Annotated in this window: 12 protein-coding genes and 1 pseudogene; 10 read left to right on the forward strand and 3 right to left on the reverse strand. The window is 52.3% G+C overall.

What is annotated here, in order from left to right; all coding sequences use genetic code 11:
• Positions 1–118 precede the first annotated feature (118 nt).
• The 6 genes from G516_RS22340 (at position 119) to G516_RS0112470 (ending at position 8,774) form a co-directional block, all read left to right on the forward strand.
• Positions 119–1,594 (forward strand): MBL fold metallo-hydrolase, encoded by a 1,476-nt coding sequence (locus tag G516_RS22340; protein WP_051219393.1) that lies wholly within the window; start codon positions 119–121, stop codon positions 1,592–1,594.
• A 480-nt stretch (positions 1,595–2,074) separates the two neighbouring features.
• On the forward strand, positions 2,075–3,478 hold the full coding sequence (locus tag G516_RS0112450; protein WP_028293932.1) for an undecaprenyl-phosphate glucose phosphotransferase: 1,404 nt from the start codon (positions 2,075–2,077) through the stop codon (positions 3,476–3,478).
• Between the two features lie 552 nt (positions 3,479–4,030).
• On the forward strand, positions 4,031–5,179 hold the full coding sequence (locus G516_RS0112455; protein WP_281168038.1) for an outer membrane beta-barrel protein: 1,149 nt from the start codon (positions 4,031–4,033) through the stop codon (positions 5,177–5,179).
• Positions 5,180–5,267: 88 nt separating this feature from the next.
• Entirely contained in the window at positions 5,268–5,837 is a 570-nt protein-coding gene (locus G516_RS0112460; RefSeq protein ID WP_051219394.1) for a polysaccharide biosynthesis/export family protein, read from the forward strand.
• Between the two features lie 11 nt (positions 5,838–5,848).
• On the forward strand, positions 5,849–8,065 hold the full coding sequence (locus G516_RS0112465) for a GumC family protein (RefSeq protein ID WP_028293935.1): 2,217 nt from the start codon (positions 5,849–5,851) through the stop codon (positions 8,063–8,065).
• Complete coding sequence (locus G516_RS0112470) at positions 8,028–8,774, forward strand: hypothetical protein (RefSeq protein ID WP_156879035.1); 747 nt, start codon at positions 8,028–8,030, stop codon at positions 8,772–8,774. The genes G516_RS0112465 and G516_RS0112470 overlap by 38 nt, the downstream gene beginning before the upstream one ends.
• 697 nt (positions 8,775–9,471) lie before the next feature.
• Here the strand turns inward: G516_RS0112470 and fabA are convergent.
• Positions 9,472–9,987, reverse strand: a complete 516-nt coding sequence (gene fabA / locus G516_RS0112475) for a 3-hydroxyacyl-[acyl-carrier-protein] dehydratase FabA (RefSeq protein WP_028293937.1) — start codon at positions 9,985–9,987, stop codon at positions 9,472–9,474.
• Between the two features lie 301 nt (positions 9,988–10,288).
• On the reverse strand, positions 10,289–11,407 hold the full coding sequence (locus G516_RS0112480; RefSeq protein WP_028293938.1) for a beta-ketoacyl-ACP synthase III: 1,119 nt from the start codon (positions 11,405–11,407) through the stop codon (positions 10,289–10,291).
• A 134-nt stretch (positions 11,408–11,541) separates the two neighbouring features.
• On the opposite strand from G516_RS0112480, the gene G516_RS0112485 reads away from it, so the two are divergent.
• Positions 11,542–11,901: a hypothetical protein gene (locus G516_RS0112485; protein ID WP_028293939.1), complete on the forward strand. Its 360-nt coding sequence runs from the start codon at positions 11,542–11,544 to the stop codon at positions 11,899–11,901.
• Between the two features lie 71 nt (positions 11,902–11,972).
• Here the strand turns inward: G516_RS0112485 and G516_RS0112490 are convergent, their stop codons facing one another.
• Positions 11,973–12,278: a YhbY family RNA-binding protein gene (locus G516_RS0112490; protein ID WP_028293940.1), complete on the reverse strand. Its 306-nt coding sequence runs from the start codon at positions 12,276–12,278 to the stop codon at positions 11,973–11,975.
• 94 nt (positions 12,279–12,372) lie between these two features.
• Between G516_RS0112490 and rlmE the strand changes: the two genes are divergently transcribed.
• From rlmE to G516_RS24705, 3 genes and pseudogenes are all read left to right on the forward strand, one after another.
• A complete protein-coding gene (gene rlmE, locus G516_RS0112495; protein ID WP_028293941.1) occupies positions 12,373–12,996 on the forward strand; it encodes a 23S rRNA (uridine(2552)-2'-O)-methyltransferase RlmE in 624 nt (207 codons plus the stop codon).
• A 68-nt stretch (positions 12,997–13,064) separates the two neighbouring features.
• A complete protein-coding gene (ftsH, locus tag G516_RS22345; protein WP_036536320.1) occupies positions 13,065–14,990 on the forward strand; it encodes an ATP-dependent zinc metalloprotease FtsH in 1,926 nt (641 codons plus the stop codon).
• A 263-nt stretch (positions 14,991–15,253) separates the two neighbouring features.
• Positions 15,254–15,494 (forward strand): annotated as a pseudogene (locus tag G516_RS24705) (IS110 family transposase); the annotation flags it as partial.

A 15,494-nucleotide genomic window follows, 5' to 3' on the forward strand; every position in this document is an offset into this window, starting at 1 on the left:
CCCGACATTTGTATGAATTGGTCATTTTGCGGGGCAGCTCTCGTCGTGTGAATCCTGTTAGGATTTTTGTCACCAATCTAATGCACAATTCACTCATCGTTTTCATGGAAGAAAACATATGTTCTCGCTTGCTCATCATGGGGCTGTTACGGGGGTAACGGGTTCCTGTCATCAGCTGTTGTTGGATAACGGTCATTCCTTGCTGGTTGATTGCGGTATGTTCCAGGGGGCGGAAGCCACTCCAGGTGCAGATGCAGATTCATTAGAGCGCCGTACTCAAATCACGTTTGATATTTCGTCTGTGCGGGCGTTGTTGGTTACTCATTGCCATATCGATCATGTTGGTCGTCTGCCGTGGTTGTTGGCTGCGGGCTTTGATGGGCCGGTTTATGCCAGCCGTGCTACCTGTGAGTTATTACCACTGGTGATCGAAGATGCCTTGAAGGTGGGGGTAACCCGTGATGCCGGTTTAATTAACCAGGTGGTCGGGCGGCTGAAAACCATGTTACGCCCGGTGGATTATGGTGCTGCTGTGCCATTGCCGGAGTTGGATCAGAATGGCCAGTCAGTGACGGCGTGTTTTAAGCCGGCAGGCCATATTCTGGGTTCTGCCTATATCGAGTTGACGATTACGTCGTCTGCTTCTGGCGCTATTGAGCAGGTTTCGCAAAAGGTGGTGTTTTCCGGGGATTTGGGGGCACGTGATACACCGTTGCTGCCAGATCCTGAGCCATTGGTGTCGGCCGATGTGTTGGTGTTGGAAAGCACTTATGGCGACAAAAACCACGGCGACCGACGTAATCGGCGGGCGCGTTTGGAGTCTGCGTTAAAGCGCTGTTTGACGAATGCTGGCACTGTGTTGATTCCGGCATTTTCCATAGGCCGCACTCAGGAACTGCTGTACGAGCTTGAGGACATTTTTCACCATTTGCCAGAATCATCAGGTGGGCGCTCTGGTTTAACAGATGCTGTTGATGTGGTGGTGGATTCGCCACTGGCAGCTAGGTTTACTGGGCATTATCGGCGCTTGAGCGAGTATTGGGATGCGGAAGCCCGACAGCGTTTGGTGACTGGGCGGCACCCGTTGAGTTTCGATCAGCTCTTAACGATTGAATCGCATCAGGATCATATGAATGCGGTGGGGTATCTGCGCCGCACCGGGCGTCCTGCCATTATGATTGCTGCCAGTGGCATGTGTGCTGGCGGGCGTATTGTGAATTATTTGAAGGCGCTGCTGGCCGATGAGCGCACGGATGTGCTGTTTGTGGGCTATCAGGCCCGCGGAACGCTAGGGCGAGACATTCAACATTGGGGGCCCAAAGGCGGATATGTGTTCGTTGATGGGCAAAAGGTCAATATCGCTGCCAACGTTGAGACATTGTCCGGTTACAGCGCCCACGCAGATCAGGATGATTTACTGGCATTCGCCAAAGGACCGTCTGGTCATAGTTCGCCAGTTCGACACGTGGTGCTTGTGCACGGCGATGACGATGCAAAACAGCAACTGAAGTTGGTGCTGGAGCGCGAAATGCCCGGTGTTGATGTTGTGGTGCCTGCCACGCCCCATGAAAGTTACCGCTTGCCACTGGTGTGATTTTTCATCGGTTCACCTATTTGGGTGAATTATCCAGTGCGGGTGTGTGATTAGCTCAACTCCGTGGTGCTGCTGCCGAACCCGGAAACGTCGAATCAATACACAGCGAGCAATACACGGCGAGCTAGCACAGCGGCTCATCAGCATGATGTCTGACTTATGAGTGCCGGGCTAATGGGTAAGGAGAGTCGGGCTAGTGAGTAAGAGGGCCGGGTATCTTGTTACATTCAGTACCCGGGGAAATCGGCACAAAAGTGCCGAATAGGCGCTGTTTATGACAAATAGCTGAACAGTAAGAAGAATTTATGGAATCTCGGCCAGTATGTCGCATTTGGTCGTGTTAATATTTGTGAATCGTTAGACAAACTTTTCGCAGATCGGGATAATTGCTGACCTATCTTTACCAGCGGTAACGTGTTAGGGCCCAGCTTTGGGCTTTAAAGGAATCTCAGCAGCCAGGGACGCTGAAGGAATAGTGAAATGACCTCTCAAAAAATGATCCGACCCAACCCTAATAGCTTCAGTGCGGTGTTTCGCCTCATTGACTTGGCGATTATCTTCGGGTTGTTCCCCTTGTGTGCCATTGTCTATGGCATTGCCATGGCGCCTATCTATTTCGCCACTGCGGCAATTGCGGCAGTGGGGTACTTGCTGGTGGCTGAATCGTTCAACGTGTATCGCTCATGGCGTGGCACGTCTCAGCTCAAGATGATGCTGATTCCACTGGCAGCCTGGGTGTCGGTGTGTTTTGCCGTCATGTTGTTCGTGTTCTTTGCCAAGATGGGCTCTGACTTCTCTCGTGTGGCAACCGGTGGCTGGATGCTCTGCGTGATGGTGTTGCTGGTCGGCTGGCGTTTGGCCTTCGGCGCGCTACTGAAGCACTTCCGTAAAAAAGGTTACAACACGCGTAAAGTGGCGATTGTTGGTGTGAACGAAATGGCCGTTGCCATGCGCAAGGAGCTGGCAGACAACCCGGAAATGGGGTACCAGTTTGTGGGCTACTACGACGATCGCAGTCTGCCTCGAGTGCAAGAGCAATTTCCCGGCGCATGCCTGGAAGGCACCATTGCCGACCTGATTGATAAAACTCGCCGTGGCGAGATTGAAACCATTTTTATTGCGCTGCCGCTGAAGGCTCAAAAGCGCATCGACGAAATTTTGAAGCAGTGTGGTGATACTACTGCGTCTGTGCATCTGATTCCGGACTTCTTCACTTACAATCTGATTCATGCCCGCCTGAGTGAAGTGGGCAACATGCAAACCATCAGTGTTTATGAAACCCCGATCTTTGGTTTCAACGATGTGTTGAAGCGCATGTTCGACATTGTGTTTTCTCTGTGTGTGCTGGCGGTGATTGCCATTCCTATGTTGGTGATTGCTGCCGCGGTGAAATTTACTTCGCCGGGTCCGGTTATTTTCAAACAGTTCCGCTATGGCCTGGATGGTCGCAAAATTCATGTGTGGAAGTTCCGCAGCATGTCGGTAACCGAGAACGGCGACAAGGTGGTGCAAGCCAAGAAAGGTGATATGCGTATTACCAAGGTTGGGGCGTTTATTCGTAAAACTTCGCTGGATGAGTTGCCGCAGTTTATTAATGTGTTGCAGGGCAGCATGTCCGTAGTTGGCCCAAGGCCTCATGCGGTGGCTCACAACGAGGAATATCGCAAGCTGATTCCTTACTACATGCTACGCCACAAGGTGAAGCCGGGAATTACTGGCTGGGCCCAGATTAATGGTTTTCGAGGCGAAACCGATACGCTCGATAAAATGGAAGGACGCGTTCACTACGACCTGGAATACATCCGCAACTGGTCGATTTGGATGGATATCAAAATCGTTTTCCTGACTTTCTTCAAAGGCTTTGTGGGAAGTCACGTGCACTGAGTTACTCAAAGCGCCTGCGCAGTCACGGCCAGAGCCCTCGAATTTATATGGGATGGGCTCTGGGTTATGAGTGCTAGGGCTCACATATGAGTTGTTGTTCCGTGTGTAGGACAATCGGAATAGATTTAAAGAATCCCGAAAAATAAAAATATTCTGAACACCAGTGTTGCTGAACACCTGTTGCATGAAATTTGTAAGTCGATTTTGTGAGTCGGTTAGCAAATCTTCATCGGGTTTTCATAATGTAGCGCTAGTGTTGCTTTCGGAATTGAGATACTTCAGAACCGTGATTGTCAGCATTGGGTGGCTGTAGCATGAGCTTGTTTGGCTTGTGCTGGCCTGTCCGGCGCAGTTGGGCGTAAGGTTCTGAAAGATAAAACGCGTTGCTGAAGAAAATTCATGCATGAAAGTCAGTATGTACTGTTATTTTCTGTAAGTACGCGTCATAATTGCGCCGATTTTTGGAACTGCCGGTAATCCGGCTCCTAAGTAAGAATTCAAGCAAAATTTGAGAGGACTGATATGAAAGCTTGGCAGCTACCTTTGGTTGCGATGGCGACTGTTTCAACAGGCGCATACGCAGTGGAAGCGGACGGAATCATGCTTGGAAGCGGCGTAACTGTGCTGCCGGGTGTTGAACTGTCCATCTCCGACAACAACAACATCTACCTGGAAGACAGCAACACGAACAGCTCCACCATTACTCGTGTTCGTCCAAACGTTGGCCTGAACGCCGACCTGGGCGCAGCGGTTGTTAACGCTTTCTACCAGTTTGAATCTGCAACTTACTCTGCCGATTCTGATGATAACTACCTGGATCACCTGCTGACTCTGGGCGCTGACTACGAAGCGACTTCTCGCGTTTCTGTTGCTGGTGCGTTCAAGTTCAACAAAGGCCATGACGACCGTGGTACCGGTTCCCTGCAAACCGAAACCACCAACGAACGTGATCCTTCCGAGTACAGTGAACTGACTCTGGGTGCTTCTGCTACCTACGGTGCCGACTCTGCATTCGCTAACGTAACCGGTTACGTTGAGCGTTACGGCAAAGAGTACGACAACAACGAAGACATCACTGACACTCTGAACTACGACAAAACCACTGTTGGCGCTGAGCTGGCTCTGAAAGTGTCTCCAGACACCAAAGTGCTGTTCGACATCAGCAACGCTGAAATCTCTTACGACGACAGCGCTGCTTCTGCCAAAGAAGGTTCTCTGGTTAAGTTCCTGGTAGGTGCTAGCTGGAACATGACCGGCAAGACCACTGGTGAGTTCAAAATCGGTACCGCGAAGCGTTCTTTCGATGAGTCCACTTTTGACGACAACAGCTCCTTCTCCTGGGAAGGTAACGTAAGCTGGTCTCCTAAGTCTTACTCTACCGTTACTTTAATGACCAGCCAGAGCTCCAACGAATCTACCGGTATCGGTACTTACGTTGACAACAGCTACACCATGGTTAACTGGGATCACGAGTTCTCCACTATGTGGGCAATGAACGTAATGGCTTCCCTGAACGGTGACGACTACGTTGACGGCGATCGTAAAGACACTACCAAGGCATTCACCATTGCGGGTATCTACTCTCCGATGAAAATGCTGGACGTAAAAGCGGGTCTGGATATCGCCAAGCGTGATTCCGATGCAGCTGGTGCAGACTACAGCAAGCGAGTAATTTCTGTGGGTGCTACTCTGGCCTTCTAAGCCTTAACTCACTATATTCTTGCTTAAGTCATCGGCCTGCCTTGCAGGCCGATGGTGTTTTGGTAAGTTGCTAAACAGGATGTCTTCAATGCTGCGGTGGTTCAGCCTGCTGGTTCTCAGTCTGGTTTCTCTTTCATTCTCCATCAATTCGATGGCTGCTCCTGCTCAGTACCGTTTGGGTGCTGGCGACCTGATTCAGATCAGTGTGTATGACGAGCCTGACTTGAGTCAGGAAGTGCGTATTGGCCTGTCCGGGACTATTTCCTTCCCATTGTTGGGAGATGTATCGGTTTCTGGCTTGAGCCCTAAAGAGCTGGAAGAAGAACTGGTAACCCGCTTGAAGGGCCCATACCTGTTAGACCCAAGCGTGACGGTGTCGATTGTTGAGTATCGCCCGTTTTACATGACGGGTGAGGTTGAGAAGCCTGGCAGTTACGCGTTTCACCCGGGCCTGACGGTAGATAAGGCAATTTCCATTGCCGGTGGTTTCACCGAGCGCGCTTCCAAAAGCAAGATTTTTGTTATGCACGATCAGAGTGCAGTCAAGGATGGTACGTCACAAGGGCTGTTGGTAGAGCCGGGTGAGAAGAAATCCCTGGATTTGTACGATGTGGTACAGCCGGGTGACGTAATTACGGTGGAGCAGAGCTTCTTCTGATTGTGATGACTATGAATGAACGTAATAACGGATTTGAAGCCGGCGGCGCGGCTTCTGTAGAAACGATTGACCTGATGCACTACTGGCGAGTATTTCGCCGCCATCTGAGTAAAATTCTGGCGCTGACCATTGTTGCCACCGCCATTGCGGTACTGGTGGTTATGTCCATGACGCCGGTCTACAAAGCCACCACCACCTTGTTGATTGAAGCTGAAGAAGCCAAAATCGTATCCATCGAAGAGGTGTACGGTATTGGTGGGCAGTCTTCTGAATATTTCCAGACTCAATTTGAAATCCTCAAGTCCCGTGAGCTTGCCAAGCGCGTAGCAATTCAATTGGACCTGGTGAACAACCCTGAGTTCAATCCTGCACACCCGGCTAACGCCAAGTCGTTCTCCCTGAAAGAGATGATTTTGGGTGAGTCTGAGCCGCCAACCGAAGCCGAAATTCTGGCCACGACAGTTGATAACTTCTGGGCTGCGGTATCTGTATCGCCACTGCGTAAAACCCAGTTGGTAAAAGTGTCTGTTGAGAGCGAATCTCCAGAACTGGCTCAGCGTGCATCCGATGCCATGGCCAAGGCATATATCGATTCTCAGCTGGAAGCCAAAATTGGTATGACCCAGCAAGCTGCCAGCTGGTTGCAAGAGCGTTTGGGTGGCCTTAAAGCTCGTCTTGATGAGTCTGAGCGCCGTTTGCAGGAATACCGCGAAGCCAACAACCTGATTGATGTTGAAGGTGTCGATACGCTGGTGTCCAAGCAGTTGGACGAAATTACCGAGCGTCTGGTGGAGGCCAGCTCTCGTCGTCTGGAAGCTGAAACGGCCTACAACCAGCTGCAATCGCTGGATGATCGTAGCTACGACAGTTTGAGTAGCTTGCCGCAAATTCTGAACAACCCGTTGGTTGCTGTGTTGCGCCAGAATGAGACGCAAGCGGAGCTGAAGGTATCTGAGCTGTCCAAGCGTTACGGTCCAAAACACCCGAAAATGATTGCGGCCCAGTCCGATCTGGATGCAGTTCGTGAGTCTGTTCGTACTCAGATGATCCGTATTGCTTCCAGTATTGAGAAGGAATACAACACCTCCAAGTCAAAAGAGATTGCTCTGGAAGGTGCGCTGGCCGACAAGGTTGAAGAAGTACGTAAGCTGAACCGTACGGAATTCACGCTGAACGAATACACTCGTGAAGTGCGTGGTAACCGTCAGCTGTATGAAACATTCTTCGATCGTATTCGTGAAACAAACGAAACTGGCGATCTGCAAGCAGCAAACGCCCGTATTACCGACCCGGCCGTACTACCGAGCGATCCGGTTAAACCTAACAAGAAACTGGTTGTGGCTCTGACCTTTGTGGTTGCCATGATGTTTGGTGTGGGTCTGGCGTTCCTGCTGGATGCTTTGGATGCCACTCTGAAGAATCCGGATGATGTTGACCGTAAGTTGGGTACGCCATTGCTGGGTATGCTGCCAATGATCGATTCCGGTATCCTGAAGAAACTGAACATCGAAGAAGGCCGACTGGTTCGTGCCTTCTCGGATGATACTCTGCATGGCTTGTCGGAGCAGGTGCGTACCTTGCGTACCAGCTTGACGCTGGCTGGCCTAGAAAGCCCGGCTCAGGTGATTTTGCTGACGTCATCCGTACCGGGCGAAGGTAAAACCACCACTTCTGCCAACCTGGCGGAAGCCTATGGCCAGATGGAAAAAACCCTGCTGATCGACGCCGATATGCGTCGTCCGACCATGGCCAAGAAACTGGGGCTGGCGCCAAACAGCAAGGGCTTGTCTAACGCGGTGGCTTACCCGGATACGCTGGATGAATGTATTCATCACATGGAAGACCTCAACGTTGATGTGATTCCGGCTGGTCCGATTCCACCAAACCCACTTGAGCTGTTGAGCTCCCGCAACTTCGAGAAGCTGCTGGGCACACTGCGTGAGCGTTACCAGCGTATCATCATTGACTCCGCGCCAATGAAACTGGTGAGTGATGCCTTGTACCTGTCGACCCTGGCAGACGGTGTCGTTTACGTCGTAAAAGCAGACGCAACCCGCGACAAGCTGGTGAAGAGCTGCCTGACCAAGCTGGACGATTCCAATGCCCGTATTTACGGCGTGGTACTGAACCAGCTGGACGTTAATAAAGAAGCGCGTTACGGCAGCTATGGTGAATACCAGGGCTACTACGATGCTTACGGCTATCGTTCCGAGGAAAAGAATGCCTGAGTCGTTCGATAGCGCTTCAGCAAAGCAGGGGAGTCAATCCCCTGCGTTGACTTCCAAAACCCCGCTGCCAGTTATGGTATTGCGGGTTTTTGCGATTCTGGGGATACCAGTTGCACTGTTCTGTGTGTATTTTGCCGCCATTCATGCGCTGATCTTGATGGGCGAATATTCCGATTACAGCGCCAATGACCCGGAAGTGGTAAAGCCAAGCAAGTGGCTGGAAATGGCCGCGCCGATGGCGGGCTGGATACCGGACTACTACGAAGCTCAAGGGCAGTATTACCTCAACCAGGCTTCTACCCTGAAAGGCCAAGCGGTTGTTCAGGCGCTTTCAACTTCTGCGGAATATTGGGAGCAAGCTTATGAACTGCGCCCAGGTTGGCCTTACTACCCTCTGTCTGCTTTGGTTGCCGTGTCGTATTACAACGCGCCACTGGAGCAGGTTCATAAATACGTTGATCAATTGGTCGCGCTTTCTTACAACGAACGCGGCGTGCACCAAAACCTCTTTAAAGCCGGATTTCGAGTTTGGCCAAGGCTGACAGCAGAGCAGCGAAAGTGGTTTATCAAACAAGCTGCTATGCCCTACGGCCAAACCACCCGCCGGGCTTTCCAGGCAGCGCGTGAATATGGCTACCGTGACATGCTATGCGCCAACCTACCGCTTAACCGCGCAGCGCCGTATTGCATGAAAAAACGCAAGAAGTAACCTTCAAAGGGCAAGCCGTCGGAAACGTGATGAACCCGTAGGAGCAGGCTTGCTGCCGATCGTGTGCACTCCATTGTAGGAGCAGGCTTGCCTGCGAACACGCATTACCACGCAGAGCGTGGGAACGAGAAATTCCTACCTGTGGGAGGTAGCTTGCTGCCGATTGCGTTTACTTCGTCGTAGGAGAAGGCTTGCCTGCGATTGGCTATTCCGTATTAAAAGCGGGCCAGCGGCCCGCGCTCCCGGAAATGGCTAGGGTTAGCTGCCTGCGAATATCCGATGTGCAGTGCCCACTCCGTAAAACACCAACCCAAACGTAGGTCAGATAAAAACGCGAAGCGGATGCCATCTGACGTCGCAATGCTGGATGGCATCATTAAATATTCTGCGCCTTCCGATGTATTACGCGTTCCGCTAATACATCCTACGTTGATGATTGATACCTGTGGGAGGTAGCTTGCTGCCGATCGTGGGCACTTCATTGTAGGAGCAGGCTTGCCTGTGATTGGCCCTGGTGTCGAATGTATCTTCCGTGTCAAAAGCGGGCCAGCGGCCCGCGCTCCCGGAAATGGGTAGGAGCAGACTTGCCTGCGAACATCCGGCTTTGCCGGATGTTCCACGCCTGCAAGGCATTTCTTCCGGGCACAAAAAAGGCGATCCGAGGATCGCCTTTTTTCGCAGCTGATATCAATCGATATCAGAAGTCTTCGGTAGAGGTGAACAGGCCTACGCGCAGGTCTTTGGCGCTGTAGATTTCACGGCCGTCGACTTCCATAACGGCGTCGGCGATGCCCATAACCAGCTTCTGCTCCATCACGCGTTTGATGCTGATGCGGTAGGTTACTTTCTTGGCGGTTGGCAGTACCTGGCCGCGGAATTTCACTTCACCACAGCCCAGTGCGCGACCACGGCCCGGGTTGCCGCGCCAGCCCAGGTAGAAGCCAACCAGCTGCCACATGGCGTCCAGTCCCAGACAACCTGGCATTACCGGGTCGCTTTCAAAGTGGCAGTCGAAGAACCACAGGGATGGGTCTATGTCCAGTTCGGCAATAATTTCGCCTTTACCGTAGTTACCGCCTTCGTCGCTGATGTGGGCAATGCGATCCATCATCAGCATGTTAGGCAATGGCAAACGGGCGTTCCCTTCACCAAAAAGTTCACCGTGACCGCATGCCAGCAGGGCATCACGATCGAAAGATTGTTGGCGAGTCATGCTCGTTTCCTCATTTTAAAAGCGTATTCTTTTCCGTGGCCGTAAAGATGACACAGCGGACTTTGGTTTGCTAATGAAGGTTACTTGAATATTTGGAAATAATCGTTACGACTTCATGCTGATGTTTAGATAAGAAGGTTTGGCTGTCTTGGATGCGACGTGGAGTTGCGCATTTCGAACACTGGTTAGTGTCGGGTGTCGGGTGTCGGGTGTCGGGTGTCGGGGACCATAAAAAATCTAGAGCCGCTGTTCCTGCGGTTGCCGGTGGCTTTGCTCGCAGGAACAGCTTGGGTGACAGGCGTTAGACCTTTTCTACCAGCAGGCTGCCGATGGAGTAGCCCGCACCGAAGGAGCAAATCAGGCCTTTGTCGCCGGATGCCAGGTCCTGGTTGTGCAGGTGGAAGGCGATGACGGAGCCAGAGGAGGCGGTGTTGGCGTATTCGTCCAACACAATCGGTGCTTCTTCAGGCTCGGGCAGGCGGCCCAGCAGTTTTTTGGCGGCGAACAGGTTCATGTTGATGTTCGCCTGGTGTAGCCACATGCGTTTCAGGTCGGTTGCTGCCAGTTCGTTGTCTCGCAGCTGGCCTTCAATGAATTCGGTCACCAGTGGCAGCAGCTCTTTGAATACCTTGCGGCCTTCTTGTTTGAAGTAGGGGCGGGCAGCTGGCAGGTCGTCCTGGCAGTGGTCGGTGTAGTTACCGTCGCAGCGAATGTTGTCCGAGAAGCGGGTGAACTGCTTGGTGTTCAGTACTTTGAAGCCTTTGGGTTCGCTCAGTGCGGTTGCTGGCTCCAGCACCACGGCGGTGGCAACGTCGCCAAAGATAAAGTGGCTGTCGCGGGAGGTTAGGTCAACTTGTGGGGTGACGAACTCCGGGTTGATCATCAGTGCGCGTTTGGCGGTACCAGCTTTCAAGGCAATGAACGCGTTGATCAGGCCGAAGGTCGCGGAAGAGCAGGCAATGCCCATGTCGTAGGCGTAACCCGTGCAGCCCAGTTTGTGCTGAATTTCTACCGCAATGGATGGGTAGGCGCGCTGGTGATTGGTGCAGGCGACGACAATCAGGTCGATGTCTTGCGGCTCCAGACCGGCGTTGTCCAGAGCTTGCTTGGCTGCGGCCAAGCCCATGGTAACGGCTTCTGGCTCATCGCCTTCGTTGGTGGCTTCAAAACGCGGACGCATACGGGCCGGGTCCAGCATGCCGTCTTTGTGCATGGTGTAGCGGTGTTTGATGCCGGATGCTTTTTCGATGAATTCTGCGCTCGACAGCGGCACGGCGGCGACGGTGCCTTGTTCGATTTCTGCGGCGTGTTCTTCGTTAAAGGTGTTGGCGTACTGGTTATAGGCCTCAACCAGTTCTTCGTTGCTGACGCCTTGCGCCGGTGTGAACAGGCCCGTGCCTGTTATGTAGATATCAGTCATTGCGTCCTACCTGTTTTTGCGCCCATTATCGACACAATGGTCAGATATTCCAAATAATCATTGGAGTTTTTCCGCTCTGTGTGGCTGATCTGAAAGCTGACATTACTGGCAGTGGCTGCAGAAAGGAGGGAATCGTGGTCCGTGATTATCTGATGTTCTTGCGCACGGCGTGGTTGGGAATGTTATGGAGCTGTGTCTATCTGGTGCGCCCGGTACTGGAATCGCAGGGCTATTTTCCACATCACGGTTTGGATGTACTGAATTGGGCGGTGGCTGTGGGGGCGCTTATTGGGCTGCTGATGACACTGCTGTGCGTGTGGCGCAAATTGTTTGATTGGCAGTCCCGGCCGCAGCAGTTGATGCTGGTGATGGTGTTGCTGTCACTTGGCTGGTTTGGGCTGACGCCCTGGTGGAAGTTGCAGATGGTATTGCTGCATGGTCTATCGTTGTTGGGTGTGTTGTGGCTCTGGATGGCGCCACGGCGGGTGGTCTGAGAAAAAATCAAAACAGTGCTTCAGGATAGTCCTGAAGCACTGTGTTCAAGCCTGCATCACTACCTCAGCGCTTAGAAGCGTTGCAGGTTAGACAGGTTCGCTTTGGCTTTCGGGTTGCGACGCAGCAGCAACGCAGTGTTGCCAATTTGCTGAACCAGAATCGCGCCAGTGCTTTCAACGACGTCTTCCACGGCTTCTTTTTTCAGCTCGCGGTCGCCTACGGCGATTTTGATTTTAATCAGCTCGTGGTCGTCCAGAGCGCGATTCAGCTCGTCCAGAACGGCTTCGGTCAGGCCGTTGCTGGCAACGGTCACGATAGGATTCAGTTTGTGGCCTATTGAACGGTAGGCTTTCTTTTCGTCATTACTGAGCGGCATGTGTTTGTCCGGCCCTCGGGTGTTAGAATGTTGCGTTGCGCTGACTGTTTCAGCGAATTGACACCAAGTATATCTGACTGCAAGGCAAACCCCTATGGCTCGATCAAAATCCAGTGCTGGCTGGCTGAAGGAACATGTTGACGATATTTATGTCCAGATGGCCCAGCAAGACGGCTACCGTACCCGTGCCAGCTACAAGCTGATTGAATTGGATGAAAAGGATCATCTGATCAAGCCCGGCATGACGGTGGTAGATCTGGGATCGGCACCGGGCGGCTGGTCACAGGTGGTGGCGCAGCGGGTTGGTCAGGATGCCACTGTGATCGCTTCTGATATTTTGCCTATGGACACCATAGCTGGGGTGGATTTTATTCAGGGCGATTTTACGGAAGAATCGGTATTCAATGAGTTGATGGATCGAATTGGTGAAAATCCGGTCGAACTTGTAATTTCTGATATGGCCCCCAATATGAGTGGTATGAGCTCTATCGATCAGCCGGGTGCCATGTATCTGGTTGAGCTGGCGCTTGATATGGCGCGCCAGGTTCTGAGCAAAAACGGTAATTTTGTTGCCAAGGTGTTCCAGGGTGAAGGCTACGACGACTACCTGAAAGAGTTGCGTTCTTCGTTCAATAAGGTGCTCATTCGCAAGCCCAAGGCGTCCCGCGCACGATCTCGTGAGGTGTACGTTGTTGCCAAAGGTTTCCGTGGCGAGTAGATGCTTGCTAAGCTTACGGAAAGGATAAAAGCGGCCAGCTGGCCGGAAACAGAGAGGTAATGCCGACCATGGCAAAGAATTTCATCTTGTGGGCAGTAATTGCTGCCGTCCTGATGATGGTGTTCAACAACTTCCAGAACGTTGGTACCGGACAGGAATTGTCGTATTCCGACTTCATTACTGCTGTTGAAAGCGGTCAGGTTGAACGAGTCACTATTTCTGGCCAATCCATCAAGGGCACCAGCTCCAATGGCGAAGCATTTGAAACTGTGCTGCCTGCCTACGACGACAAACTGATGGACACCTTGTTGAACAACCAGGTGAAAGTGGTGGGTGAGAAGCCAGAGAAACAGGGTTTCTTCACTCAGTTGCTGCTGGCTTCCCTGCCAATCCTGATCATTCTGGCGGTGTTCATGTTCTTCATGCGCCAGATGCAGGGTGGTGGCAGTGGTCGTGGCGGCCCAATGGCGTTTGGCAAGAGCAAGGCCAAGTTGTTGAGCGAAGACCAGATCAAAACCACCTTTGAAGACGTTGCCGGTTGTGACGAAGCCAAGGAAGACGTTAAGGAGCTGGTTGAGTTCCTGCGTGATCCGGGCAAGTACCAGCGTCTGGGCGGTAAGATTCCACGCGGCGTGCTGATGGTTGGTCAGCCAGGTACGGGTAAAACCCTGCTGGCAAAAGCCATCGCCGGTGAAGCCCGTGTGCCGTTCTTCTCTATTTCCGGTTCTGACTTTGTTGAAATGTTCGTTGGTGTGGGTGCATCCCGTGTGCGTGACATGTTCGAGCAGGCCAAGAAGCAAGCGCCATGCATTATCTTCATCGACGAAATCGATGCCGTGGGTCGTTCCCGTGGCGTAGGCATCGGCGGTGGTAACGACGAACGCGAACAAACCCTGAACCAGTTGCTGGTTGAGATGGATGGTTTTGAGGTGAACGACGGCATCATCGTGATTGCCGCAACCAACCGTCCTGACGTACTGGACCCCGCCTTGCTGCGTCCGGGTCGTTTCGACCGTCAGGTAGTGGTGGGCCTGCCAGATATTCGTGGCCGTGAACAAATCCTGAAAGTACACATGCGCAAGCTGCCAGTGGATGACGATGTAAACGCCTCCCTGATTGCTCGTGGTACACCAGGCTTCTCTGGTGCCGACCTGGCTAATCTGTGTAACGAAGCGGCTCTGTTTGCTGCTCGAGCCAACCACAGCCGTGTGGGCATGGAAGAGTTCGAGAAGGCCAAGGACAAGATCCTAATGGGTGCCGAGCGCAAGACCATGGTGATGTCCGAGAAGGAAAAAACCAACACGGCTTACCACGAAGCAGGTCACGCCATTGTTGGTCGTTTGGTGCCTGAACACGACCCTGTGTACAAGGTATCCATTATTCCGCGTGGCCGTGCGCTGGGTGTGACCATGTTCCTGCCAGAGGAAGATCGTAACTCCATCAGCAAGCGTGGTATCGAAAGCAATATTTGCTCTCTGTACGGCGGCCGTATTGCTGAAGAAATGACCCTGGGTAAAGACGGTGTTACCACCGGTGCTTCCAACGACATTGAACGTGCGACCAAATACGCTCGTAACTACGTCACCAAATGGGGCTTGTCTGAAAAACTGGGTGCTCAGCTGTACTCGGAAGATGAGCAGAACGGTTACCTGGGTTCCAGCGGTGGCGGCCAGATGGCTCACCTGTCGGATGAAACCGCTCGTTTGATTGACTCTGAAGTGAAAGACCTGTTGGATCGTTGCTACAAGCGTGCTTTCACCATCCTGGAAGAAAACCGCGACAAGCTGGAAGTGATGAAAGACGCCTTGATGGAATATGAAACCATCGACGTTGATCAGATCGACGACATCATGTCTGGCCGCAAGCCACGTCCACCCAAGTCTTGGAACAGCGATGGCCCTACCAGTGGCCCATCCGCTCCAGCACAGGAAAGCCGCGATATGGCCGGTGACGAAGACACCGATTCCGCAGCTGAGCCTGCTGGTGATCGTTGATTGCTAAAGCATCTGTAGCAGATGCTTGGTACCAAGAGCGGCTTCGGCCGCTCTTTTTGTTTGTGCAATCGGCAGCAAGCTACCTCCCACAGGTTCTGCTCGTAAATGTAGGATGTATTAGCGGAACGCGTAATACATCAGCAGTGCAATGTGGCTTGAAATGTATTTCCGGGAAATGAAATGGACCCGTCCCACCCTAAGCATGTGCCATGATGAAGTTGCACCTACATCAATTCGGCATCCAGAGTAAGTGGGAGGGTCACATGACCAAGCTTAATACGATCGGCATTGATTTGGCCAAACAGGTTTTTCAGGTTCATGTAAATAGCTCAACAGGAAAGAAGCTGATCAGCAAAAAGCTCAAGCGACATCAGCTGTTGGATTTCTTACGGCAGCAACCAACTGCACTGGTCGCGATGGAAGCTTGCTCAGGAGCTCACTACTGGGGACGCTCAATCAAAGCATTAGGACACAAGGTTAGAGTGATCCATCCAACTTATGTGA

Source organism: Oceanobacter kriegii DSM 6294 (assembly GCF_000422845.1).
In the GTDB taxonomy this organism is placed as follows: Bacteria; Pseudomonadota; Gammaproteobacteria; order Pseudomonadales; family Oceanobacteraceae; genus Oceanobacter; species Oceanobacter kriegii.

What these genes read in the sequence shown, in the direction of transcription:
- fabA (WP_028293937.1), bottom strand. Translation starts at nt 9,987, where the DNA reads ATGACTCGCCAACAATCTTTCGATCGTGATGCCCTGCTGGCATGCGGT.
- G516_RS0112465 (WP_028293935.1), top strand. Translation starts at nt 5,849, where the DNA reads ATGAATGAACGTAATAACGGATTTGAAGCCGGCGGCGCGGCTTCTGTA.
- G516_RS0112450 (WP_028293932.1), top strand. Translation starts at nt 2,075, where the DNA reads ATGACCTCTCAAAAAATGATCCGACCCAACCCTAATAGCTTCAGTGCG.
- G516_RS0112460 (WP_051219394.1), top strand. Translation starts at nt 5,268, where the DNA reads ATGCTGCGGTGGTTCAGCCTGCTGGTTCTCAGTCTGGTTTCTCTTTCA.
- G516_RS0112490 (WP_028293940.1), bottom strand. Translation starts at nt 12,278, where the DNA reads ATGCCGCTCAGTAATGACGAAAAGAAAGCCTACCGTTCAATAGGCCAC.
- rlmE (WP_028293941.1), top strand. Translation starts at nt 12,373, where the DNA reads ATGGCTCGATCAAAATCCAGTGCTGGCTGGCTGAAGGAACATGTTGAC.
- ftsH (WP_036536320.1), top strand. Translation starts at nt 13,065, where the DNA reads ATGGCAAAGAATTTCATCTTGTGGGCAGTAATTGCTGCCGTCCTGATG.
- G516_RS0112470 (WP_156879035.1), top strand. Translation starts at nt 8,028, where the DNA reads ATGCTTACGGCTATCGTTCCGAGGAAAAGAATGCCTGAGTCGTTCGAT.
- G516_RS0112455 (WP_281168038.1), top strand. Translation starts at nt 4,031, where the DNA reads ATGGCGACTGTTTCAACAGGCGCATACGCAGTGGAAGCGGACGGAATC.
- G516_RS0112480 (WP_028293938.1), bottom strand. Translation starts at nt 11,407, where the DNA reads ATGACTGATATCTACATAACAGGCACGGGCCTGTTCACACCGGCGCAA.
- G516_RS22340 (WP_051219393.1), top strand. Translation starts at nt 119, where the DNA reads ATGTTCTCGCTTGCTCATCATGGGGCTGTTACGGGGGTAACGGGTTCC.